This is a genomic window from Streptomyces sp. V3I8, from assembly GCF_030817535.1.
In the GTDB taxonomy this organism is placed as follows: domain Bacteria; phylum Actinomycetota; class Actinomycetes; order Streptomycetales; family Streptomycetaceae; genus Streptomyces.
This window is the reverse complement of the sequence record NZ_JAUSZL010000003.1, coordinates 1-23,102: the sequence shown is the minus strand read 5'-3', so window position 1 is coordinate 23,102 and position 23,102 is coordinate 1. Positions and strand designations below refer to the sequence as shown.

Annotated in this window: 22 protein-coding genes; 3 read left to right on the top strand and 19 right to left on the bottom strand. The window is 68.5% G+C overall.

The features are described 5' to 3' along the window. Positions 1-30 precede the first annotated feature (30 nt). From QFZ75_RS39165 to QFZ75_RS39100, 14 genes are all read right to left on the bottom strand, one after another. Positions 31-759, bottom strand: a complete 729-nt coding sequence (locus tag QFZ75_RS39165) for a hypothetical protein (protein ID WP_307545254.1) — start codon at positions 757-759, stop codon at positions 31-33. 149 nt (positions 760-908) lie between these two features. Further along, entirely contained in the window at positions 909-1,622 is a 714-nt protein-coding gene (gene thyX / locus QFZ75_RS39160; RefSeq protein ID WP_307545252.1) for an FAD-dependent thymidylate synthase, read from the bottom strand. A gap of 38 nt (positions 1,623-1,660) precedes the next feature. Then, a complete protein-coding gene (locus QFZ75_RS39155; RefSeq protein ID WP_307545251.1) occupies positions 1,661-2,326 on the bottom strand; it encodes a hypothetical protein in 666 nt (221 codons plus the stop codon). Next, entirely contained in the window at positions 2,326-2,502 is a 177-nt protein-coding gene (locus QFZ75_RS39150; protein WP_307545249.1) for a hypothetical protein, read from the bottom strand. The genes QFZ75_RS39155 and QFZ75_RS39150 overlap by 1 nt, the downstream gene beginning before the upstream one ends. A 12-nt stretch (positions 2,503-2,514) precedes the next feature. Then, positions 2,515-3,384: a hypothetical protein gene (locus tag QFZ75_RS39145; RefSeq protein ID WP_307545247.1), complete on the bottom strand. Its 870-nt coding sequence runs from the start codon at positions 3,382-3,384 to the stop codon at positions 2,515-2,517. Beyond that, entirely contained in the window at positions 3,384-4,046 is a 663-nt protein-coding gene (locus tag QFZ75_RS39140) for a hypothetical protein (protein ID WP_307545245.1), read from the bottom strand. The genes QFZ75_RS39145 and QFZ75_RS39140 overlap by 1 nt, the downstream gene beginning before the upstream one ends. A 173-nt stretch (positions 4,047-4,219) precedes the next feature. Beyond that, positions 4,220-5,233, bottom strand: coding sequence for a fibronectin type III domain-containing protein (locus QFZ75_RS39135; RefSeq protein WP_307545243.1), 1,014 nt, complete (start codon positions 5,231-5,233; stop codon positions 4,220-4,222). Between the two features lie 14 nt (positions 5,234-5,247). Next, on the bottom strand, positions 5,248-5,562 hold the full coding sequence (locus QFZ75_RS39130; protein WP_307545241.1) for a hypothetical protein: 315 nt from the start codon (positions 5,560-5,562) through the stop codon (positions 5,248-5,250). A gap of 7 nt (positions 5,563-5,569) precedes the next feature. Beyond that, a complete protein-coding gene (locus QFZ75_RS39125; RefSeq protein ID WP_307545239.1) occupies positions 5,570-5,956 on the bottom strand; it encodes a hypothetical protein in 387 nt (128 codons plus the stop codon). Positions 5,957-6,488: 532 nt separating this feature from the next. After that, complete coding sequence (locus QFZ75_RS39120) at positions 6,489-7,478, bottom strand: HK97-fold major capsid protein (protein ID WP_307545237.1); 990 nt, start codon at positions 7,476-7,478, stop codon at positions 6,489-6,491. Between the two features lie 39 nt (positions 7,479-7,517). Beyond that, positions 7,518-8,018 (bottom strand): hypothetical protein, encoded by a 501-nt coding sequence (locus tag QFZ75_RS39115; protein ID WP_307545235.1) that lies wholly within the window; start codon positions 8,016-8,018, stop codon positions 7,518-7,520. Positions 8,019-8,183: 165 nt separating this feature from the next. Further along, complete coding sequence (locus QFZ75_RS39110; RefSeq protein WP_307545233.1) at positions 8,184-9,041, bottom strand: hypothetical protein; 858 nt, start codon at positions 9,039-9,041, stop codon at positions 8,184-8,186. A gap of 60 nt (positions 9,042-9,101) precedes the next feature. Continuing rightward, positions 9,102-12,209 carry a hypothetical protein gene (locus tag QFZ75_RS39105; RefSeq protein WP_307545231.1) on the bottom strand — a complete coding sequence of 1,036 codons (3,108 nt, stop codon included), beginning with the start codon at positions 12,207-12,209 and terminating at the stop codon, positions 9,102-9,104. 354 nt (positions 12,210-12,563) lie between these two features. Next, the gene (locus QFZ75_RS39100; RefSeq protein ID WP_307545229.1) at positions 12,564-12,884 is read right to left on the bottom strand and encodes a hypothetical protein; all 321 of its coding nucleotides are present in this window, start codon (positions 12,882-12,884) and stop codon (positions 12,564-12,566) included. A gap of 306 nt (positions 12,885-13,190) precedes the next feature. Here QFZ75_RS39100 and QFZ75_RS39095 point away from each other — a divergent pair, with 306 nt between their 5' ends. The 3 genes from QFZ75_RS39095 (at position 13,191) to QFZ75_RS39085 (ending at position 15,590) form a co-directional block, all read left to right on the top strand. Further along, a complete protein-coding gene (locus tag QFZ75_RS39095; RefSeq protein ID WP_307545227.1) occupies positions 13,191-13,685 on the top strand; it encodes a hypothetical protein in 495 nt (164 codons plus the stop codon). A 76-nt stretch (positions 13,686-13,761) separates the two neighbouring features. Beyond that, the gene (locus QFZ75_RS39090; protein ID WP_307545224.1) at positions 13,762-14,298 is read left to right on the top strand and encodes a hypothetical protein; all 537 of its coding nucleotides are present in this window, start codon (positions 13,762-13,764) and stop codon (positions 14,296-14,298) included. After that, a complete protein-coding gene (locus tag QFZ75_RS39085) occupies positions 14,295-15,590 on the top strand; it encodes a DUF6545 domain-containing protein (RefSeq protein ID WP_307545222.1) in 1,296 nt (431 codons plus the stop codon). The genes QFZ75_RS39090 and QFZ75_RS39085 overlap by 4 nt, the downstream gene beginning before the upstream one ends. 54 nt (positions 15,591-15,644) lie before the next feature. Here the strand turns inward: QFZ75_RS39085 and QFZ75_RS39080 are convergent, their stop codons facing one another. The 5 genes from QFZ75_RS39080 to QFZ75_RS39060 all read right to left on the bottom strand — a co-directional run bounded on the left by QFZ75_RS39080 (position 15,645) and on the right by QFZ75_RS39060 (position 23,082). Beyond that, a complete protein-coding gene (locus QFZ75_RS39080) occupies positions 15,645-16,064 on the bottom strand; it encodes a hypothetical protein (RefSeq protein ID WP_307545220.1) in 420 nt (139 codons plus the stop codon). Beyond that, positions 16,052-18,088: a hypothetical protein gene (locus QFZ75_RS39075; RefSeq protein WP_307545218.1), complete on the bottom strand. Its 2,037-nt coding sequence runs from the start codon at positions 18,086-18,088 to the stop codon at positions 16,052-16,054. Before QFZ75_RS39075 ends, QFZ75_RS39080 begins: the two co-directional genes overlap by 13 nt. A gap of 62 nt (positions 18,089-18,150) precedes the next feature. Then, positions 18,151-18,480: a hypothetical protein gene (locus tag QFZ75_RS39070; RefSeq protein ID WP_307545216.1), complete on the bottom strand. Its 330-nt coding sequence runs from the start codon at positions 18,478-18,480 to the stop codon at positions 18,151-18,153. 113 nt (positions 18,481-18,593) lie between these two features. Beyond that, positions 18,594-19,442 carry a hypothetical protein gene (locus tag QFZ75_RS39065; protein ID WP_307545214.1) on the bottom strand — a complete coding sequence of 283 codons (849 nt, stop codon included), beginning with the start codon at positions 19,440-19,442 and terminating at the stop codon, positions 18,594-18,596. Between the two features lie 61 nt (positions 19,443-19,503). Next, positions 19,504-23,082, bottom strand: coding sequence for a glycosyl hydrolase family 28-related protein (locus QFZ75_RS39060; protein ID WP_307545213.1), 3,579 nt, complete (start codon positions 23,080-23,082; stop codon positions 19,504-19,506). Positions 23,083-23,102: the final 20 nt, after the last annotated feature.

Sequence of the window (23,102 nt, the reverse complement as noted above, 5' to 3'; positions counted from 1 at the left end):
GTACGGCTCGCCAAAAAGTCCCCAACACCCTCACTTGAACTCCTCACCATGGAGGCGGACGTAGTTCCGCCATCCCTTGTCGGCGATGTAGACCCGCGACGGCAGCATGTCCGCCTTCTGCGCGGCGGCCGTCATCGACGTGTTCAGGAAGCTGCGCGGCTTGAGCCCCGGGTGGCGCCAGCGGACGCCGACGTTGCCCGGGTGGATCGCGCCCGGCCGCTTGCCGGTCCGGGTCCACGGCCGCGACGCCTCCCGCCACGCGATCCGGCCAGGGGCGCCCGGGTACGAGGCGGGCTTGTCGGACACCAGGACCTTCAGGCCGGTCTTCGGGTCGCGCTTGTAGACCTTCTTGCGCTGGCCGATCAGCGCCGCCCGCCGGAAGATCAGCACCTGCATCTTGCCGGACTCCGTGACCCGGGTCTTCGCCTTCGGGTTGTCGCGCCGCTCCTGGCCGGTCGGGTCGTCGATCCACATCGGGATGACCTTCCCGGCCAGGCTCCGCATGGTGAACGGCTTCGTGCCGTGGTCCTGGTACCAGACGATCTCGGTCGACCATGAGATCCCGAAGTACCCCTTGCCGTACAGCGGCTGCATTCCGCGCGCCGCCGCGCCCGACATCTTCGGCATCGCCCGCCGGGCCAGACGCACTGCATCCCGGGCCGCCGCGCGCGCCTGGTTGGGGCGCAGGTCCTTCTCGATCATGATCATGCGGTCCGGGTGCGTGACCAGGTGCACCTCGGCGACTTCAGCCTGCGGCATGACAACGCCCTCCCGTCACCTCTTCGGGCGACCGGGAGGGCATGGACAGTGCTAGGCTCCGAACGTGTCTCAGGGATGGGGCACGTCCTCCAAGGGCACATCCGGAGCCTCTTCCCAAGGGTCAAAGACGGATGTGCCCTTCGGTGTGTCTACGGTGCGATGCGGCCGTTCTTGTTGAAGGCCTCGTAGGTGAGCGGCATCAGCTTGGCCCACTTGGCCTCCATCAGCTCGGCCACCATCTCGATCTCCCGCTGGGGGAAGGACGGCACCTTCGCGTCGGGGTGCGTCGTGCGCAGGCCCAGGAAGTGCATCAGCGACCGCGCGTTGCAGGTGACGTACATCGAGCTGAAGGTGTTGAGCGGCAGCACCACACGGGCGACCTCGCGCGCGACGCCCGCCTCCAGGAGCGTCAGGTACATGTGGTAGCACTCGTACGAGTTCTCGGCCAGCAGGTCCCGGGTCATGAGGAACTGTTCCTCCGTGCCCTCGACCATCTCGTACCGGCCCGGCTTGCCCTTCTGGACGAGCTTGCGGTCCGGCGCAGGGACGTAGAAGACCGGCTCCAGCTTCCTGTACCTGCCGCTCTCCTCGTTGTACGAGAATCCGACCCTGTGGCGCATGAACTCGCGGAAGACGAAGATCGGCGCCTCGACGTAGAAGGTCATCGAGTTGTGCTCGAAGGGGCTGCCGTGCCGGTCGCGCATCAGGTAGTTGATCAGGCCGCTGTCCTCCTCGGTCGCCTCGTTGAAGCGACTCTCTCCACCGATGGTGGAGACGCGGGCGGCGAAGGTGACGTCGGTGTCCTCGGCGGCGTGCTTGACCAGTTCGGCGGTGACGTCGTTGCGGATGGTGATCTGGGTCAACGGGGCCTCACATGGTGGATTCTTGGCGGGTACGCCGCTCAGTCTCGCTCGTACAGCGGAATTAGCGGAGCCCGAATTACTTCCACATCGCCGAAAGTGGGCGGTACCGCCCCGGATCGGGACAGGATCGTCACGAGGGAGTCGGTGTCCGGCGGGATGTCGTAGGCCACCGATGTGGAGTCCTCGACGGCCGCGCGCGACAGGTTGTAGGCGGTGCCGTCCTCGCTCTGCAGGGGTGTGCCGAAGCCGGTGCGCAGGGTGGTGCGCTGCGGCGCGCGCAGCTGCAGGCGCTCGCCGGTGGCCCGCATCGCGTAGTCCCCGGAGTGTGCCCGGAAGTCCGAGGTGGTCTCCAGGTGGACCTCCTGCGGCGCCACGACGCCGCGCGCGGTGAAGGACTGGCTGTCGTCGGCGTCGGTGAAGATGGCCGGGCGCACGATCAGTGCTCGGAAGCCGCCCTCGAAGCGCGTGCCGAAGCAGTCCGGGCATTTGTTCCGCGACGGCTGCCCGTAGGCCTTGGAGACGCGGTCGTTGGCGCACGTAGGGCACAGGCCGACCAGGCCCTCGTCGTGGTCCCGGGCCGTCCACAGCAGGCAGAAGAGGACGTTCTCGCCGAGCGACCACAGCGCCTGCTCGTGACGCAGCCGCTCCTGCTCGACCGCCCAGTTCTGCTGGCTGCGGACGTAGCGCCCGCGCACGTAAGACATCAGCTCGCCGGGACGGCGACGATCACCGAGGACTGCAGCACAGCCGTCTTCGTGGCAGCGGGCATCACGCCGAACTGCTCGTCGGTCAGAATGACGGTGTCACCGGCCTGGTACATGGTGCCGTTGGGCAGGACCACGTTCGTCAGCCCCGCCTTGATGACGACGGTATAAGCCATCAGATTTCCCTCTCAGTACATCCGGGTGAGCCAGCGCGGCCGGGCGGCGGCGGACAGCGGCATGCGGGTCGGACCCCAGCGGCCCCAGACTCCGCCGGAGACGAGGACCCGGGCGCGGCCGAGCCCCATGTTCGCGATCTTGAAGTGGTCCAGCTGCTGCTTGAGGATTGCCTCCTCGCCCTGCAGGATGATCCCCCAGCGGTCCAGGTAGTCCCGCCGGTCGAGCCGGGACACTCCGGAGCCGGACTGCACCTCGGGCTGCTCCACGTAGGAGCGCATCAGGTGCCGCAGGCACTCCACGTACAGCGCCGACTCCAGCAGCGAGCCCCAGCGGGCGACCGGGAACGAGGCGCCGCCGTCACCGTCGATCGTGTAGGACTGGAAGGGCTGCGCCACCGTGTTGAGGCGGCCGACCGCGATCCGCAGCAGCTGCGCGAGCCGGTTGCGCCCGAAGTTCGACTGGATGTACGTCTGCAGGTGAGGGCCCTCGGTCGCGAAATCGAACAGGTCGCTGAACCGGTTCCACGTCGTCTCGATGATCCCCTTCATGTCCTCGACCAGAGGGTCGTACTCGGGGGCCGACTTGCCGACCTCCAGCCAGACCCGCCACTCCTCGGCGGTGCCGTCGACCTGGTACTCCCACACCAGGATGTACGGGCCGACGGTGGCTGTCTCCTTGGACGTCAGGCGCACGGTGTACTCGCCGGTCGCCGGGTGGTCGGGCTCCCGCGAGAAGACCTCCGTGGCCGCCGTGTTGTCGTGCACCAGCGTTGCCGTGACCGTGCCGTCCGCGTCGCCCGGCACGCCCTGGCGCATGACCCGCAGGCCGAACTCGGCCGCGCTGTACCGCGATACGTACGCCCTGTCCGTGTATTCGTCCATCACGTGTCCGAGCTGTTGACCAGCTGGGCGACACCGCGCGCGCTCACCAGGCGCAGGGAGCCCTGCTTGGTGACGGAGGTCGGGGTGGTGAAGAAGTGCAGGCCGAAGTTGTGGGAGCCAACGCCGACCGCGCGCAGGCCCTGGACCGGCACCGTCCACTGCCGCGACCAGCCGGTGCCCGAGGTGTTGGTCTGCGGCACGCGCATGAAGGACGCCGTGCCGGAGCCCAGCGAGCAGTCGTTGCCGTCCACCTGGGGGCGCATGTGGGCGTTCATGGTGTAGAGCGACTGCACCTGGAACGTCACCGACATGTCGACGTACAGAGCGCCCGGCCGGTTCACGTTGAAGGTGGCGAGCTTGTAGTAGACGTGCGTGTCGTGGCCCATGGAGATCTCGGGCTGCACGTACCCCGGCCACAGCGGCGGCGCGGGCAGGGGCTCACGCCAGGCCGTGCCCGTCCACACCATCTCGCGCCGGGTGTCGGTCTCGTAGATCCGCATGCCCGACTGGGCCGGACCCCAGGCCGGGCGCGACGCCGACGTGCAGATGAAGGCGCCCGGATAGGCGTCCATGCGGGACGAGTTGTCGTTGAAGTCCCCCCGCAGGAACGGGTCGGACTGATCGAACGTCTTCAGGCCGAGCCTGGGTGTCGTACCGGACATGCCTTGTCTCCTCGCGGTCGCCTTCCGCCCCTTCGGCCAGCAGGCGGCGCCTGAACAGCAAGCAGCCCCGCTCCGGAGTCATGGAGCGGGGCTGTCTGTCGCGGTCAGGGCTCTTGTATCCGGATTCACTCTGGCGCTCTGGTCCGGGCGGTAATTCCGGGCCCGGACACCGCCTAAACCACGGTGAACGCGTTCGACGCGGGAGACACCGTCGAGGCCAGCTGACCCACGGCCGTCACGGTGAACGTCACCGACGCCGCGAGCGTCAGGCCCGGCACGTTCGCCGTGAGCAGGGCCGGACCGACGTGGACCGTCTGGCCCGACGACGCCTTGACGTCGTAGCCGCCCGACGGCTGCCCGGACGTCGGCGCCGTCCATGTCACGTTGGCCGTGGTCGTCGCACCGGCCGCCACCGTCGGCTTGCCCGGGGCGGTGGGGCGCCCGTACGAGCCCGGCACGATCGTGCCGTCCTGGCGGTAGATCGGGTTCACCGCGTTGTCGGCCGCCAGCGACGTGGGCCGCACCAGGTCCTCGTTCGTCGGCGACACCGACGCCACCGACCACGGACCGAAGGGGCCGTGGCCGTTCTTGTTCACGGCCGCCACCCGGTACTTCTGCGGACGGCCGCCGGTGACGTTCTCGACCTTCACCGTCGGGCTGGCCGCGCGCGGCGCGTACGTGTGGCCGCCGGTGTCGCCCTCGACGACGTACTGCGTGACCTTGGCGGAGGCGTGCGGGTCGGCCACGGCCGCCCAGGAGACCCGTACGAAGCGGTCCCCGGAGATGAGCGTCGGCGCGGCCGGAGCGACCGGCAGTAGCGCGGATCCGGCCGGGACCGCCCCGAACGAGCCAGTCTCCTGGGTTCCGGTCAGGGCCAGCGCCGCGTTCAGCGCGTTGCCGTCCGTACCGTTGCCGACCGGGCTGTCCGTGAGCGTCGTGTCCTTGTTGCCGCCGGGCACCGGGCCGGGAGGCGCCTTGTAAGGCGGCTCCACGCTCACGACGGTCGACGCCAGGGTCTCCGGCGACTCCGTCAGGCCCGTGTTGGCCGGGGCCCAGCCGTTGCTGTTCACCAGGCCCACACCGCTGGTGTCGGGCTGCGTGACCGGGACCGGAGCCGGGACCGGAGCGCCCTTGGTGCCGATGGCACCGTCAGTCTCGTACGTGCTGCTCTGATCCGTCGCGGCCATCGCAGCCCCCTCTCTTAGCTGTCAGCAGGCGCGGGCGCCTGCTCCGTGGATGCGGCCTTCTTGGCCGCCGCGCGCTTCTGCGCCGCCGTCTGCTTGACCGCAGGCGCGGCGGGCTCTGCAGGCTTCTCGGGCACTCGGTGCTCGCTGCCGTCCGGCGTCGCATCCGACCAGCCGGGAATCTCAGGTTCAGGCTCCACCTCGGGCTCCAGGCCCGGCTCGCCCCAGGCCTCCGAGACCTCGGCCAGGAACTCGTGCGGGCCGCCGCCGATGCCCGAGGTGTCCAGGGTTCCCGAGAACAGCAGCCGCCGCTCGTTGTCACTCATGCTCATGCGTGGGTCACACCCTTACGAGAGGCTCGACGATGACGGGGATGTCCTTCTCGACGCGGTTGTAGACCTCGGCCTCGTCGTCGTACTGGTAGACCACGCGCGTGGCCGTCAGGGCCCTCGGCGTACGGTCGACCCTCGCGCCGGGCGTCACGCGCAGCAGCAGCTCCAGTTCCTCGTCGCCGCCGAGATCGGTGTCGATCGTCAGCACACCCCGCTTGACCGCCTTGATGACCGGCGTCTGCAGCACGGTGTCGCGCGCAAGGAACTGCACGTCACCGCCCTCGACATCGCCCTTGCCGTCGAAACGGAGGTACGACTTGGGCTTCTCGGGGTCCGGCGTGAGGACGACCACCTCCGGGGAGGGGTTGCTGACCTGGATCCGCTGCACCTGCATGACTGCCTCCAGAACTAGGGGATGAGGACACGAAGCCATCCGTCACCCCTTGGTGGCGCCACCGGCCCCCGGACAGCACTCAACCCCCGGAAGGGAGTCCGGGGGTTGAGTGGGCGGCCGGAGAACGGAGCCGCACGAGGGCCCACCACAAACCCTCACCCCCTAAGGCGGGCGACGCGCCCGGGGACAGCAGGTTGGCTAAAAACAATCGCAGGGCTACTAAAATGGAGAGATCGACTACACATCGTGCTGCGAATGTGTCAGAGTGAAAACATGTCACCCGCCGAGATGACCAGCCCACAGCGCGCCATCGAGTGATCCCCTTACCCCCTCGGGGGTGAGGGGCTCGCGAGGTTCGTCCGTCCGCCTGCACAGACGAAGACCCCGAGCTAACCGTGGCGGCCCACCCCCAAGGTATGGCAGGCACGCAGAGGCTCCTCTCTCACTGTTGATGAGAGAGGGGCCTCTGCTGTTCGATCATGCCAGACGCCCCGGGGATCTCTCCCCGGGGCGTCTGGTCCTGCATCGGCCGTTACGACTTGACGATCTTGGCCAGGCCGCGCGGGTTGAGGATGAGCATGGAGATCATCTCGTCGAAGACCCAGCCCTTCCAGAAGGACTCGACGCGGTGGTTCTCCTCGACGTCCAGGGAGTACAGGACCGGGAAGACGCCCAGGAACTGCGGGTCCGGCGTCAGGAACGTCTCGCCCTGGGGGATGACGATCGAGCGCTGGATCTGGAACTCGCCGAACGAGGTGATCGTCTCGCCCGCGACGACGCGGTCCTTGAAAGCCCAGCCGGTCTGGTTGATGTCCCACCGGTACATGTCCCGGTAGTCCATCGGGTTGATCAGGATGCGGCTGGACTGCAGCTCGTGCATGTCGGTCAGGGAGACCGCCGAGTAGAGCGAGCCCGGGGTCAGGTAGCCGCTCGCCTCGGTCACGACGTGGTTCGGCGTGACCGTGTGGTCGGCGCGGCCCGTGTAGTCCGCGATGGCCGCCTGAAGGATCGTGACGAGGCGCGAGTCCTCCTGCTTGAGAATCGCCTGCTTCGTCTCGTCCTGGGCCTGCTCGACCGCGTTGATCCGCAGGTAGAGGAGGTCCTCCTTGCGGATCGCCGGGCGCGAGGCGATGCGGAAGAACCGCACCTGGATCCGCTTGCCTTCGAACGGCGTGATGCGGACTTCGCCCTCGGTACCGGACATCATGTACGCCTGGCCGAGGTCATCCCACACGTCGTATTCGACGGGGGTCCCCGGGGTGCAGGGGTCCTCGACCAGGACGTTGCGGGTGATGCCCTGGTAGCGCAGCTTGAGCTGGATGGGGCCGATCATGCCGACGCCCAGGCGCTTGATGCCGTTGGTCTGGTCGGAGACGACGGACTGGAGGCGCTGCATCTTGGCCTGCGTGGAGAGGGGGGCGTTGCCCTGGCTCTCGCGGCGGCTGATGATGTCGCTGACGTAGTCGTCGCTCTTCTTGGCGGTGACGCCGCCCTTGTGCCCAGCGTGGAGCGCTGCGGTCATGGTGTTTTCTCGTTCCTCTCGCTCGGCTCTCGGGCGCGCTTAGCGCAGGCCGCCGATGGTGATCTTGCTGGGGCTGTTGACCTTGAGCAGGCGTGCCACCGGCTGCGAGGAGGCGCCGGAGGTTCCGGCGGGCACGAGCTTGCCTCGGTTGGCACCGGTGGTCTGCGCGTGAACGAGCAGCTCGGTGCCGTTGGTCGGGTCGGTCCAGGTGAGGGTCGAGTCGAACGCGGGGGCGAGGATCTCGGCCTCGGCGTCCGCACCGAAGACCCAGACCGCCGTGGCGTTCACGCCGACGTCGAGCAGCGGGTCGAAGCCGTCACCACCGACGTAGTCGGCCGCGAAGCCGTAGGGGAGGCCGGTGCCGTCGATCAGGCTGACCAGCTCGCCCCCCTTGCGCATGAGGACCATGCCCGGGTAGATCAGGACGCTGCGGTCCCAGGCCGGGTCGAGGAAGGCCGCCTTCGGGGTCGCCTGCGTCCATGCGTAGGTCGGGCGGAACGTGCGCTTGATGTGGGCGTTGGCCGCCCGGACGCGGATCATGTGCGAGCCCTCCTGTGTCTCGGCTGGCTGCCAGGACCGGCAGGCCGCTTTCACCCCCTACGGGCGGCTGATGGGTACGAGACAGGGAGAGTTGGCAAGGAATTTTCTGCGCCGGGTACAGCAACGGGCCCAGCCGTTGTGGCCGGGCCCGTTGCCATGGGGGGCTTACAGGAACATGTCGCCGTCGGCGATGTGCTCCCGGGCGGTGCTGGTGGCCGTGGACTGGGAGGCCAGGGACGGCGCGACGCGGGCGGCCGAGCGCACCGTGCGCGGGGCCGGGGCGTCCGGGGCGACCGTCCTGGTCGCGGTGCGCACGACACCGGTCAGGATGCTGATCTCGTGGTTGATGAGCTGGTCGGTGAGGCCGGTGTCGGCCTCCAGGGAGGCGGCCAGGGTGAGGTCGTCGCCGGTGGCGATACCGGCCTGGACCTTCAGGCGGGCCAGCCGCAGGCAGGCGTGGGTGCGGCTGGGGGATCCGCTGCTGGTGTGGCTCATCTCGCCGGTGCTCGGCGGGTTGCTGTTGGACTGGTTGTCCGAGATGGTCCAGGGGAACGCGACGTCGGGCACCATCGGGTTGTCGACGCGGACGTCGGTCTCGATGCGGGTCTGCTCGGGGCTCAGCTCGCCGGTGTTGGTACCGGAGACCGGCGCGGTGACGTCCTGCAGGTTGCCGTACGGCTCGGCCGGGAGCGTACCGCCGGGGGTGAGCGCGGTGTCCGTGGACGCGGCCGGGACGCCCTGCGTGGAGTTGCCGGTCTGACCCGGGCTGCGCACGTCGTCGTTGGTCTCGGGAGTGGCGGCCTGTTCCGTGGTCTCGGAGGGCGCCTGCTCGCCCGGGTCCGGGATCGGCTGGGCCGGGTTGGCGATGTCGGCCGTCTTGGCACCGATCGCGTTGACCTCGGTGCTGACACCGGCCAGACGCGCGATGAGCGCGATCTGCTGACCCAGGATGGCGTTGTTGGCACGCAGCTCGTCGATGACGGACTGCTGCGCCTGCAGAGCTGCCATGAGCGGTCGGCTCATACTGATCTCCTTCTGAGACGGGCGCTCACGGCGGGCACCGTGGGCGGTCTTCACCCCTTGTCAGCTGTAGGCGGGACGCTCAACAGCAGGAGCCTGGGAATAGGTCGAGTTGACTTCGCCGGGGGTCAGCAGCTGGCCGCGCTGGCAGCTGGGGCAGACGTCGCCGTCGACCACGCCGTCGGTGGACGCCATGGGGTCGCCCATGTTCTGGCTCTGGGGCGGGGTGGCGTCGGCCGCGAAGCCGCAGCTGCCGCACATCAGGTCCGCGATGCCGTCGCCGGGCCGACCCATCATCGGCGAGGTCGGCATGCCCATCTGGTCGCGGTCGTCGTCGTCCTGGCCCAGGGTGTCGTTCGGGTTGGACGGGTCGTCGGGCCGGTAGGGCATGTCCGGTCCGGGGGTGAAGGAGTCGCCGGTGCGGTCCTTGCCCCAGCCCGGCAGCTCGCGCGGCCCGGCCTGCCCGCCCTGGCCCGGGTCCACCACGTCCTGCTGGACGTTGGCGTTGCCGTCCATGTCGATCTCGTGGGGCTGGATCATGCCGTCGCCGTTGCGGTCGGAGACCGCCGGGCCCTGCTGCGTGCCGTCCAGGGCCTGGTCGCCGTACGGGGACGGCGGCAGGCCGTTCTCGTCGAGCTGGTCGGGATCCATCAACTGCGAGTTCGGGTCGTTGGGGTCGCCCTGCGCGGTGGGGTCGTTGGGGTCGACGGGCGCGTTCGGGTCCTGCCCGTCCTGCGGCATGGCGTCGCCGCCCTCGTCCACGCGCTGCAGCTCCCCGTTGTTGTCGACGAGGGAGGGATCGACGACCTGCTTGCGCAGGTCCAGGCGCTTGGCCATGTCCAGGTCCGGGTCGCGGAACTGGGCGGGCGGGCTGATGAACCCGCAGATCTGGCAGGACTGACCGTCGTAGGTGTCCTTGTCGCCGCAGACGGGGCAGTTCTCCTCGCGCAGCGTGTCCACGTCCTGCGGCGCCTTGACCTCCCCGTACGCCTCGGCACGGATCGTGCCGTCGTGGTCGATGCACGTGGCGTCAATGACTGTGGCCACGTGGGAGTTCCCTTCATCCTGCAGATGCGGGGTGTGTTCACCGGCCAGGCCCCTCCACTGCTCGCGCTGGTTGCGCTGCACGGTCTGGCGCCCCTTGCCGCCCGGTGAGTTCTCGTCCTCGGACGCGTTCAGACGCTGGCGGGTCAGCCAGGTAGTCGCCTGCACCTCGTGCGGCGCCACCTTGCGCCCCTCGCGGTCGGAGATGACGGCTGCGGCCGTGCGGAAGTGCGAGGCCGCGTGCTCGTAGTAGTGCCGGTTGCCGGACGGAAACCCCTTGGAGTCGTCCGCGCTGAGGCGCCGCCCGGCCGCGACCGACAAGGCGTGCCGGTCGACGACCACCTTGTCGGAGTGCTCGCGGGGCTTGCCCGCTGCGGCGTCCTCGTCGCCCTGGGGCTTGTTCCCGGCGTGCTCGATCAGGTGCGCGAAATCAGCCGTCTTGGGACCCTTGAGGACCTTCTGATGGTCCTCGCCGTCCATAATCCGCTGAGCGGCGTTGGCGTGAGAGGACATGACCATCAACCCCTCCCCCTTGCCGACAGCCTTCTTATCGACAAAGCTCCTCGCCGCGTTGTGCTGGTTGGCCCACCAGTTCTGCTGCGGGCTGTACGCCGACAGGACACCGGCGCCCTTGTGCGCGGCCTCCTTGTCGTCGGTGATGTCCGGGTTCAGCTTCGCGATCGACCTGGCGACGTGGTGTGCATCGGAGTACCAGCGGGCGCCCTGCTTCTTCTCCTCGTCGGTGGCCTGGTTCCAGTGGTTCAGGACGTGCTCATGGCTCAGCTTGGCCTGCTTGAACCACGGGTGATCGGCCGGGTTCTCGAACTGCGGCCCGGCCGCCGTCTTTCGACTCCCCTCGAAGAGACGCCCCTGGTCCCACTCGCCTCCGTGGGTAGAGCGGCCAACGCCGGGGCCGCGCAAGGAAGGGCCCTGGTAGCCAGCCTCGTCGGTGTCCTTGCTCGTGCGGTCTACGTGGACGTGCCGGGCTGGGACGCGTGCGTGCAGGACGTGCCACCCCTTGCTGGAGTCGGCGCGCTCCTGTGTCCAGTTTCCGTGCGTGGAGACCCAGTCGCCCTGGTTGATCTCGGAGATGTGCTGGGGGACTGCGCGGTAGATGCTGACATGGTCGTCAGGGGCGTGCTCGCTGACTTCGTGGAGCGGGTGCCCAGTCTCGGCGGTGGGGGCTTCGTGGTCGACCCTGTAGCTTCCCGCCTCGGCCTGCAGGGTGTTCAGGCTCGGCTTGAGCGGCTCGAATGGCTTCGACTGGGTCACGACGTCACGACGTCGCTGAGTGTCGTGCGCGGTGCCCTCGTTCGGGACGCGCGGCGCGGCCGGTGCCGGGTGCTGGGCGGGCTGGGAGGCAGGCGTGGGGGTGTGCGCCTTGTTCTCCTCCTCGTCCGGCTCCTCCTTCAGATCGTCCTCGTGGTCGAACTCGCTGAAATCGATCGCGGCGGCCTTCGACGCGGCCTTGCCCAGGCCGGAGGAGTCCACGCCGAGGAAGTGTGCGGTGGGGTCGGCCGGGGGCTCGACGAGGACCGAGTTCTCGAAGAAGCTGAGCCCGTAGCAGGTCTCTCGCACCAGCTCGCCGACCCGCTGGCCGGACGCGGTGTGCCGGAAGATCCGCTTGCCCTTCAGCCCGGGGATGTGGGCGCAGTACTCGGCCGGGGTCGTCGCCACGTTGCCGCAGGCGGAGCACACGGAGCGCTCGACGTCGCAGCCCATCGACGTGCGGTCGATCTCGCCCTTGAGGATCGCCTTGGCCAGCTTGGGGAAGTTCTTGGCGTCGATCTCCATCAGGACTTCAGCCCAGGTGTCGGCCGAGCCGTCGGGGTTCTTGTCCTCGTGGAGGGCCGCGTCGATGATCACGCCGCGCGACCTGCGGTGGTTGTCGTTCTTGTGGTTCACGAAGACCGGCTTGCCGACGAACGTCCGGTAGGACGCCGCGATCTCGTCGGCGGGGAACTCGTCCCAGTTGTCGTTGCACCGCGAGGAGATCGCCCGAGAGCGCACGTACAGGTAGCCCGGCCGCGCGTCGTACTGGAAGACGGCCCGGTGAGCCGCCTTGGTGACACGCTGCTGGTCGCCGAGGCTGGCGGCGATGATCTGGGCCGTGGCGAACTTCAGCACACCGGGTCCTCCTGAGCGGGCGGCGGCGCATGGTGCGCCCTCGCCCCTTGAGGAGGTTCAAACGGTTCTGAACAGGACGGCATGCATCTGCGTATTGAGGGCAGACGTGGTTTGTGTAGGAGCCGTGGAGAGGACGGAGCCCCTCGGGGAATTACGTAAGGCCGGTGTTAACGTATTGGCGGGCCTGATCCGGCCACCGGACATCCCGTCGAGAATCTGCAGCGAAGAAGCCGCTACCTCTCGGCCCCGGCGCCGTTATCGAGACGAGAGCAGCCCTCTCCCGCTGCACATGAGAGGACCCCGGCCGACCTTCCTGGGTAGGGAAGTGTGGTCGGCCGGGGTCCTACCTCCGGTCTACTTCAGCGGCAGTTGGCGGTCTACGGCTGTTCTTCCGGAGCTGTCCGACGTGGCGGTCGCCGGACTGGGGCTGGCCCTACGGTGTCGTCCTGGGTACATCGGCCTGGCGGTGGAGCCGAGCAGGACGCCGATCTTGGGCCAGCGAGATTCGAGCACGAGCGGGATCAGGTAGTACGCGGCCGTGATCACGATCGTGAGGCCGGACGCCAGGTAGTCGCGGCCGATGCCGTCGACCTGGACGCCACGGGCGGCGAAGAAGGAGATGATCCCACCCGCGATGACGGGGGTGATCGTACGGACGACTGCGGGGGTCTGCACCACGAGTGCTCCTCGGGCCGAGTGAGTGGTCTCACTCCCTGCCGTCGCAACTCCGCTCCTGGACAGGAACGGAGAGGTGTCCGCCTCATGCGTCGCGACCGTCACCCTGCCCCCATCCGTCCGTCTGTCTGCTTCCTGCCAGTGAACGGAATCGTACGTCCCGCACCTCCGTCCGTGTCAACTTCAGACGCGAGAAAGTTCAACTTCTGGGGGGTCGTGCCGCTGATGTCGACATCGCCGCTATACTTAAGACATCCGTGGGGGCAACTTTTTTAAATGAGGGGAGGGCGACTGATGCAGCCGCCCGTGTACGAGCCCGAGCTTGGCCCGCTCGCCAACAAACTCCGGATGCTGAGGTACCTCAAGCTCCGGGAAGACAAAAAGCAGTACGACATTGGTGAGATCGCCGAGGGCGTCTCAAGGTTGTACGCCGAGAGGCATCAATCTGAGCGGCCGGTGCTGAACCGCCAGTACCTGAACGACATGCTCAACGGTCGGCGGCGCAACCCGACCAAGAACGTCCTGCAGTACCTCGCTCTCTTTTTCAAGATCAGTCCCGCCTACTTCTTCGAGGGCGACGAGCGAACCCCGGAGACGTCGGTCCTTGAGGACGAGGTCGAGCTGATGGTCGTCGTCGCCCAGCTCGTCAGGACGATGAAGGAGGCCGGGCAGGAGGACGCTCCGCAACTGGCTATGGCCCTCATGCGGGGAGCCAGCGAGATGGACCCGAGGGAGGCCAGGGGCATGATCCTCATGCAGTTGGAGGTCATCAAGCGCGCCAAGGGAAATTCCGCTTCCTGAGCCGCCACTGTCAGCCCCTTGGCATACGCTGGAGGCCGAATATGGCAAGGGCGGGATTGAGACACGAGGGGGCGCTGTGAAGTTCAGGCTGGGCCGGGACAAGAAGAACGTTTGGGACAAGGCTCTCCAGGGCCTCGTCCTTCCAGCCCAACCCAGGACCCCTGAGCTGCTGTTGCGCGAGTACACCCGTCAAGTGCGAGGGAAACGTCTCGTTCTCCAGCGCGACGCTAACGTCGTCTCTCCCTTCGGCCCGAGCGGCATGTGGCTCACCGCCGACGGCGTGGACCTTGTCTGGATCCATCCCGGCGCGTCCGGCATGCACGAGCGCCGGATAGTTGCGCACGAGCTGGGCCACATGGTCAACGGGGACAACCCGGACCCGATCGGCCTCAAGGACATGGTCCGGCTGTTCCAGAGCGTCTGCCCCGCCAGCGAGACCTCCGGGCTGTGGGCGGACGCGATGTGCCGCACCGACTTCAGCGATCCGCGAGAACAGCATGCGGAGGCCTTCAGCTACTACGCGGAAGACTGGCTGTCGCGGACTCTCCCTCCGGGCGCCAGCCTGATCGGCAATCTGCAAGAGAGCCTCGACACCCGAAACGAGTACTGGTGACCGCCACACCACCTGACCTTGTCTCCTTCATCTCCGTCGTCCCGCTGAGCCTCGAAGTCCTGCGACGCCTGCCCGCCGCCGTCCGCAACAGCAAGAGCCGCTCCCTGTGGTTCTTCCTGCTCACCCTGGACGCCACCATGGCGCTGCGCATCAGCTACGTCGAGACCTTCGTCGACCAGGCAACCCACCTCGACGACGGGACCTTGCTGGTCAAACGGATCCTGGGCCTGTGCACCATCTCCCTCATGCTCCGGTGGGTCTCCACCGTGGTTCCGGGTCGCATGGACGGCAAGCCTGAGCCCCTCTACCGCAGGCTCATCACCAGCCGCCTCCGGCGCGTGGTGACCGCGCTGGTCATCCTGGCCAGCATCGTCCTGTTTCCGTACACCATCCGGGTCCCCGGCGAGAGTGAGAACGTCCTCTTCCTGCAGGCCGGTCACCTCGGCGGCTCGATGCACCTGATCCTGTTCTACTCGTACCAGGTCTTCGGCACGATCTGTGCCGCCGCGATGTTCTCCTCCGCCAGCCGCGCCACGCACGTCAGCAACGCCTTCGTGCGCGGCATGAAGGCCATGGCGGTCGGCTGCCTGTTCTGCACCACCTATGCTCTGCTGCGTATCGGATATCTGGTCGTGCGGCTGTTCGACAAGCCGTTCCTCGGCGGCGACGTCTTCGTCGAGGTCGCCTCCGCCTTCGCGCTCTCCGGCTTCGTCCTCCTCACCCTGTTCGGCGTCACCGTCCCGCTGTGGGAGCGGATGTCCCTGAGGGTCAGGATGCACGAGGCCATGAACGACCTGCGGCCGATGTGGCGAACCCTCACCTACGCCGTGCCCACCGTGATCTACCTCAACCGGCGAGAGCAGTGGGCCGTCGACCACCTGCTGCCGCGCTTCCCTAGACTCTTCAGGCTGATCGACCGGCTGTACCGCCACACCTCCGACGTCTGGAACTGGAGGCGGCTGGACCACCGGCTGGACCGCCGCGTCACCGAGATCTGCGACGCCGCCATACACCTTCGTTCCTACCTCCCGGAAGAGCTGCGCAACGAAGCCACCGCGACCGCCCGGGAGCTGGGGCTGCCCGAGTACGCCGTCCCTGCCTACATGCTGCACATGGCCATCTACTACAAGCGCAGCGGCAGCAAGCCGCACTCCGAGAACCCGGGCTGCCCGATCCTCACCCCGGCCGACGACCCGCTGGCGACCACACGGATCTTCCTGCCGATCTGCAAGACGCTCCGGGACCCCGTGGTCATGGGCAAGTTCAACCGGCGCAGCCGCGTGACGGCCTGACCGTACGACGAAGGCCCTCCCCATCCGATGGGGAGGGCCTTCGTCGTGTTCGGGTCAGGCGACGAGCAGGCGGAACGCCCGCTGCATCTCCTGCTGCGTCAGATCCTGTCCGGCCGCGATCTTCTCACGCAGCTGCGCGTCCTGGCGCTCCTCGTCGGACATGCCGAAGTACGGGTCAGGCTTGTGCGCGCCCATCAGCTGGCGCACCGCCGCCACGTCGGCCGAGGACGGCGTGACGTACACGGTCAGCGGGTTCTGCGCGTCGACCGCGACCACCTCGCCCTCACCGTCCCTCGGGAACGCCACGACGATCCGTACCTCCGGCCCGACCTCCGCGTCCAGCTCCGCCTGCAGCTGGCCGACCTGGACGTCGCGGCCCCAGGTGAAGGTCTGGCTGTCGCCGCCGAAGGGGTCGATGGAGCCGGGCCGGACGGCCTCCTGGGGGATGTCGTCGCCCGCGATCAGCTCAGCCATGTGGTGTCGTCCTCCTGTGCCGCCAGGATGCTCTCCAGGTCGGCGTAGTGGGTGCCCTCGATCTTCAGCAGGTCCAGGTTGGCGGCCCGGACCCCCTCTCCCTCGTTGATGAGTTCCTCGCGCTGGGCGAGAGTGAAGTCCTTCAGCGCGTGGCGCTGCAGACCGGCCCCGGCCACGATGGACGGCGACAGTGCCTCGTCGTCGGAGGGGAGCTGCACGCCGTCCGTGGACGGCAGCGCGCCCTCCGGCTCCTCGTTCAGCTCGGCCTCCGTGCCGCCGGGCTCGAAAATCGAGTGCTGGTCGTCCAGCGCCGCGAACGACTCCAGCGGCAGCCGCCGGTTCCAGCCCACCGGGTCGGCCGCCGCAAGCGGACCGGCCGAGGCGGGGTTCTCCCAGGGGAACTTCGGCGACGTCGCACCCGGCGCCTTCGGCAGCTGATAGGCGGTGCCGGACGGCTCCCCGAAGGGGCTGTCGACCGAGGCAGTCACCCCAATCGCGCCCAGCGCCAGCTCGACCTCCTCCCGAGTCTCACCGGCCGCCACGGTTGAGTGGGCTGCGATGTCGAGTGGGGGTGACGCCAGGATCGCTACGTGGGTATGCCTGGGAGGCACCTCCGGCGGCTCGTAGTCTTCGTGGTCCTCGCTGCGGGCGAGGGGGTGCGGGTTGGCTTCTGGGATGAAGTGGTGCCTGTGGTCCATCCAGTCGCCGACGCGCTCTACGTTCTGCAGAAGGGGCTCGTTGTCTGCGCCAAATCCCACGTGGTCGCCAGTGACGAGGTGGGCACGCTGGTGGGGCCGGTCATCGCCCCACTTTCTGTCAGCCTGAGCCTTCCCTATCCGGCCGTGCATGTCCTCCTTCGGCCAGTGGTCGGTCTCATTTTCGGGGTCGGGGTCCATCGGGTTGCCTCTGTGGTCGAGGTCGTAGACGCTGACCCCGTCCTCCTTGCCGCCCGTGAGGTTGTTGTTGGACCGCTCGTCATGCGACCAGTCGCCGAACCGCAGGTAGATGCCGTGGGGGTTGACCGCCGCCTCGCGCCGAGCGGCCGTGGACGGTGCGAGGCGGTGCTGGTCGGCGTCGATGTCGTAGCGGACGACGACCTTGCGGGGGACCCAGTGAGGGCGGGTCTCGTCGATGCCGACGTTGCGGCCGAACATACCCCGGGACTGGGCCTCGTACTGCAGGGCCAGCGCGTGGGAGCACATGCGGCCGGAGAACTTGCTGAAGTCGTCGTCGGCGCCCCAGTGGTAGGCGCCCCACTTGCAGCCGCACGACCAGGAGTGCACGGCCTGCTTGTTCGGCAGGCGCTGCAGGCCTGCCTCGTAGACCTCGGTGTCGCCCTTGACCTCGGCGAAGACCAGGCCGTCGGAGGCGAGGGTGACGCGGACGCCGCCCTCGGCGCGGATCCGCTTGGCCTTGGTGACGACGTCCTTCCAGGCGGAGGTGACCTGGAAGCGGAAGTCCGCGTCGGCCGCCGCCGTGACGATGAGGGAGGCGAAGACGGAGGCGGCGTCCTTCTTCACCCACGGCGGGGAGTCGTCGTCCTTGTCGTCGGAGTCGTCCTCCTCCTCGTCATCGTCATCGGAGTCCGAGTCGTCCTTGTCGTCGTCGCCGCCGTCGTCCTCGGGCTCTTCGTCGTCCGAGTCGTCCTTGTCGGCGAAGGGGTTGCCCTTGGCGGCGTAGACCTGCACCCCGGCCGGGTCCGGCCGCTCGGTGAGGATCTGGGCCAGCTCGGGATAGTCCGCCGCCGCCGTCTGCTCCAGGGCTGCCGTGGCGACCGACGCGGGGCTCAGCTGGCTGGCCGTGTAGGCGCCGCCGCCCATGCCCCGGTCCAGCTCGACCTGGTACTCCTCGGAGCCCGGGAAGGGGCCGTCGAGGACCGCCTTGACCGTGCCCGGCAGGCCGTCGGTCGTCTGGACCGCCTGGCCCGGCTTGAAGTCCCACCAGTCCTCGGCGTGGACGGCCAGGCGCTGCACGCCCAGCGTCTGGTGTGTGCGACGCTGCGGGATGTCAGGCTGGATGCCCACTGTGGTCCTCCTCGGGGGTTCTCTTCGCCCCTTGGCCCTCGTCAGGGCCCGGCGGACAGGGGCTACTTCGCGGCGACGATGATGGAGATCACGGCGACGAGCAGCGCGAGGGCCGGGATGATCCCCTTGTAGACGAACTCCCGGCGGCTCTGCGCCCGGCCCTGGGCGCGCTCCCGGGCTTCTCGCTCCAGGGTGGCCAGGGCCTGCTCGGCGTGCTGGATACGGGCTTCCAGCAGGCGCTTCTCGGCCTCGAAGTGGTCCTTCGTGACGAAGGTGTCCAGACGCTTCTTTACGTCGTCCAGTTCTCTTTTCACGGCGTCACGGGTGAGCTGCGAGTCACGCTGGATCATGGTCCACAGGTCGCCCAGACTCGTGGGGTCAGGCTGATTCATGCGCAACTCCTCGGTGATATGTCCTTCACCCCTTGGACTGTGGTGACTCGGCCCGCGACAGCGCGAAAGCCCCGGATTGGCGAAAGGTCGCAATCCGGGGCCGTCACGGTGGGTTACTTCTTGCGCAGGCCGTTCGCCACCTCGAACGCGTACTGCCAGGTCTTCGGGCCGCAGAGGCCGTCGGCCGGGCCGAGCGCGGACACGAAGTGCTTCTGCAGGGCCTTGACCTTGTCGATGTCGATCTGCGACATGGTCTCGGACGGGCCGACCTTGTACGCCGGGCCGAACTTCCCCTTGGCCAGCCACGTCTGCAGCTGCTTGGCGTGGCTGTTCTTCGCTCCGAGGAGGAAGTACGAGCGGCCGGGGAAGGCGGGCAGGGTCGGCTTCGGGGTGCCGGTGGACGGCGTGGTAGCCGCCTTGCTGTAGCGCCAGGACTTCACGGCCTTGCCGCCGCGAGGGTCCGCCGGGTCAGCGGTGGGCGGGCAGACGCCGTCGGGGAACTTCGGGGCGAAGTAGCCCACGATCCGGGCCGCGCGGCGCTCGGTCTTGTGGGTCCAGACGCCGTTGCCCTGCCCGGCGTCGGCGGCCCCGGCCACGATCGAGTTGCCGCCCTTGGTGTAGACGTACGTCTCGTCGAAGCCGATGACCAGCTCGGTGTGGCCGCCGTTGGAGAAGTTCACCCAGGCGCCGACGGAGGGGTACGCCGACCACTGCTTGTTCCTCTTCGCCCAGTCGGTGAAGACGGAGACGGAGGCGACCTTCGGGACGATCTTCTCCAGCTTGGCGTCCTCGTACATGCACCAGTCGTACATGACGCACCAGGCGACGCCGTCCCAGCCGTACTGCTTGCCGAAGATGGTGAGGTTGTTGTAGCCGACCTTGGAGTTCCAGCCCTCGTAGATGCGCTCCGGGACGGCCATCACGATGTCGGTCAGGCGGCGCCAGTCGGGAGTTGCTGTCATGGGTTCCTCCCCAGGGGTCGAGATCTCACCCCTTGGGAGGGTCAGGCGTCCAGGGACAGCATCAGGAGTCGACGACGGACAGGATGTGCCCGGTGATGTGGGCGTATCCGGCGTCGTTGGGGTGGACGGAGTCGGTGCCGACGGCGGCCCCGGGGCTGTTCGCGTCGCCCCAGTACCCGAGGTCGGACCAGTACTTCCAGCTGTTCTCGCCCAGGCGCCACAGGTTCACGACGGCCGCGCCGTAGGTGTCGGCGATCGCGGCGGCCCGGTTCGCGTACTCGGCGTAGACGAAGTTGGTCACGTCGTGGACGCCCAGGTGCGGGACGACGATCATGATGTCGGTGTTGCCGGTCTGGACGCCGGTGTCCTTGACGGCCTTCATGAACTTCGCGACGTTCGCCATCCACACGTCCGGGGCGACGTTGTTGGCCGCGTCGTTCGGCCCGGCGGTGTAGATCAGCAGGTCGCACGGGTTGGCCTCGCCGCCGTTCCAGGCCGCGCCGAGCGGGGTGCTGGCGCCGGTCGTGGCGCCGGTGACGAAGCTGCCCGAGGAGGCCCCGGCCTTGGCGTTGTTGTCGACGACGATGCCGGTCGTGTTCTCGCCCGCCACGCCGCACACGGAGAAGTTCTGCCCGGTACCGGTCGCGGTGCCGTTCCAGGTGAGCACCACGGTGTGCTCGGTGTTGGCCAGCCCGGCCACCGTGGTCACCTGGATGTTGGAGGCCGAGATGCCGCTGTCGGGGACGCTGACGGCAGCGGCGGCGTCGATCTTGTACGTGAAGGCCGGGCGGGCGCCGTTGCCGGAGACCGTGTAGATCTTCACGATGGTGCCGGTGACCTTGAAGGTCAGGCTCGCGCCGGTGGTGTCCGCGAACAGGTAGGTGAAGCCCGGCCCGAACAGGGACCCGCCCAGTGTCCAGGTGCCGGTCGAGGTGGCGATGCACCCGGCGGTCGTCCAGGCCGCCAGGGCCGCCGCGTCGCCCGCGCCATTCAGCTTCTGCGCCGAGCGGGAGGTGGAGAAGAAACCGGAGCCGCCGTTGCCGTACTTCGCCTGCAGCGCGGTGCGCATGTTGCCCACCCAGCCGCCGGTGTGCAGGTTGGAGGCGTAGAAGCCCTGGCTGGAGGAGCCGCCGACGACAACGATGCGGGCCTTGCCGCCGGTGGCCGCCGCGTTGCGCTTGGGCCTCCAGTACCGGCCCCAGCCGTCCGGCACGATGATGCCGCGCTTGGGAGGCGTGGCGACGCCGCCGGTGCCGACGATGTTGGAGCGCACGGTGGTGTAGGCCGGGTTCTCCGTGGAGGTGACGTTCGCGCCGGTCTCGGCGAACAAGCGGACGTTCTCGACCCGGTTGGGCTGGCCGGGCAGCGCGGTGTTGGCGTCGGTGAACAATTTGCACGAGGTCGAGGCGTACAGCAGGCCGGTCGAGAGCACCGCGTTGTTGTACGACGGCGCGGCGAAGTTGAACGCCGTCAGGCCCGCCGCGCCCGCGCGCAGCTCGATGTAGTTGAAGCGGAAGGTGTTGCCGGTGCCGCGCGGGATGTCCAGGAGCGTGTCGAACTGCTCCAGGTTGACGCCACGGAAGTGGCAGTGCGCGGTGGAGGTGAGGCCCTTGAGGCGGATGCCGGTGCAGCCGGTGCCGTTGGCGATGGCCTCCACCATGGAGAACTCGATCTGGTTCATCGAGCCGCCGGAGACGGCCGAGTCGATCTCGTAGGCGCAGCCGTTGTTGCCGTAGATCTCGACGAACACGCGTGTCCACTGGCAGTCGCCGGGGTTGAAGTCGGCGTGCTCGGAGAACTGCCGGATGCCGTTGCCGGTGCCGCCGACCTCGATGTTCTCCATCACGGAGCGGAACGGGGAGCCGAGGTGGAATGCCCACCCGGTGTGGGTGCCGTTCCACGGGCCCACGACCTGCATGTTCTTGAAGCTGGAGTGCCAGAAGCTGCGGTGGCCGCTGTTCACGCCGTTGGTCGTCGAGGACGCCACACCGTGGCTCGCACCCCGGATGTTCAGGCCCAGATCGGAGACGTGGGCGCGCACGACCTTCGTCAGGTTCAGGCCCGACGCCACGCCGTTGTTGACGTACAGCGTGGTGTTCTTCGGGCCCATGCCGCGCAGCCGGGCGTCGGCCTCGGCGTTGACGTCGTCGGATCCCTCCAGCCGGATGGGGGCCGCCAGGTTGAAGGTGCCCGCGCTCAGCAGCACCTCACCGCGCCCCTGGGTCAGGACGGCGTCGATCGCGGCCTGGATCTGCACGTCGTCGGCGACGCCGTCGCAGATGTAGTCCGCGCGGCCCTGCTCGGCCGGAGGCGCCTGGGAGGACACCACGTAGGTGACGCCCGGCGAGCCGGTCAGGCGCAGCGCGGAGGCGTAGCGGGAGTCGACGGTGCGGCCGGTGGAGGTCGTGGGCCCGGTCGCCGTGACGAGGGTGGGGCCCACGCTCATGATCGTGCTGGTGCCGTCGTCGTGCAGGCCCTCGATCGCGGCGTGCAGGTACATGCCGTCGAGCTGGACGCTGGCCGAGCCGGACACGTGCACGCCGTAGTCGGGCGAGTTGGTGCCGGAGCCGTCGTCGTCCACGCCCGGGTAGCAGGTGACCGTGTTGGCGATGACCGGGATGGTCGCGCCGATGACGGCCAGGCCCGCGAGGCCGCCGCCGCCGGAGCCGCCGTTGCGGCCGTCGCGCCGGGTGGCGAGGTTGCTGATGCTGATGGGCGCGTTGCCGGTGGCGTCGACCAGGACGCCGTGGCCGCCGTTGCGGTCGGTGGAGAAGGACGTCGCCTGCATGCCGCCGGAGCCGGTGCCGTTGCCCCAGGCGCCGGTGATGTGCACGCCGTGGCTGCCGTTCCACTCCGCCCGGCCGCCGACGATCTGGCTGTTGGCGATGTTCGACAGGACCAGGCCCCGGCCCCAGTTGCCGATGGCCTGGCACTCGATCATCGTCAGGTCGGTCATCCGCGTGACGAGCATGCCGTTGGCCCGGCAGTTGTCGAGCATGACGTTCGTCATGCGCCACGAGTACGGGAAGACGTCGCCGACGCCGCCGGTGACGATGCCGTTGTTTGACATGCGGCGGATCGTGACGTTGGCCAGCCGGATGTTCTGGATGTTGCCCGCCGCGAAGATCCCGTCGACCGGCTTCGTGCCGTCGAGGGTCGAGCCCTCCAGCATCACGTTCTCAAGGCGGTGCTCGGCCGGGATGCTGGCGTACCCGCCGGAGGCCTGGTCCTTGAAGAGGAGGAGCGCCGAGCCGACGAAGGACGGCAGCGGCTGCAGGAAGCACAGCGGGTCGGTGATGTCGGCGACGTCCATCATGGACGCCCGGGGCCCGCGCAGGGTGACTCCCGGCCGGGGCACCAGCGGCGCCCCCAGGGCGTACACGCCCTCGGGCATGTAGACCAGGCCGCCGTCGGGAGCCGCGTCGATGGCGGCCTGGATCGCGGCCCGGTCGTCCGTCGTGCCGTTGCCCGTGGCGCCGTACGCCGAGTCCCTGACGTTGAGCCAGCCCAGCAGGGACTGCCCCAGCTGTCCGACGGTGGCCAGGTCGCTCGCGGCGATGCCGGGGGAGCCGTTGATGATGCGCTGGCCGTTGACGTCGAGCGGCGCAGTCGGCTTGCCCACCTGGGTCAGGGTGGGCATCGGGTGGGTGTGCCGGGCGT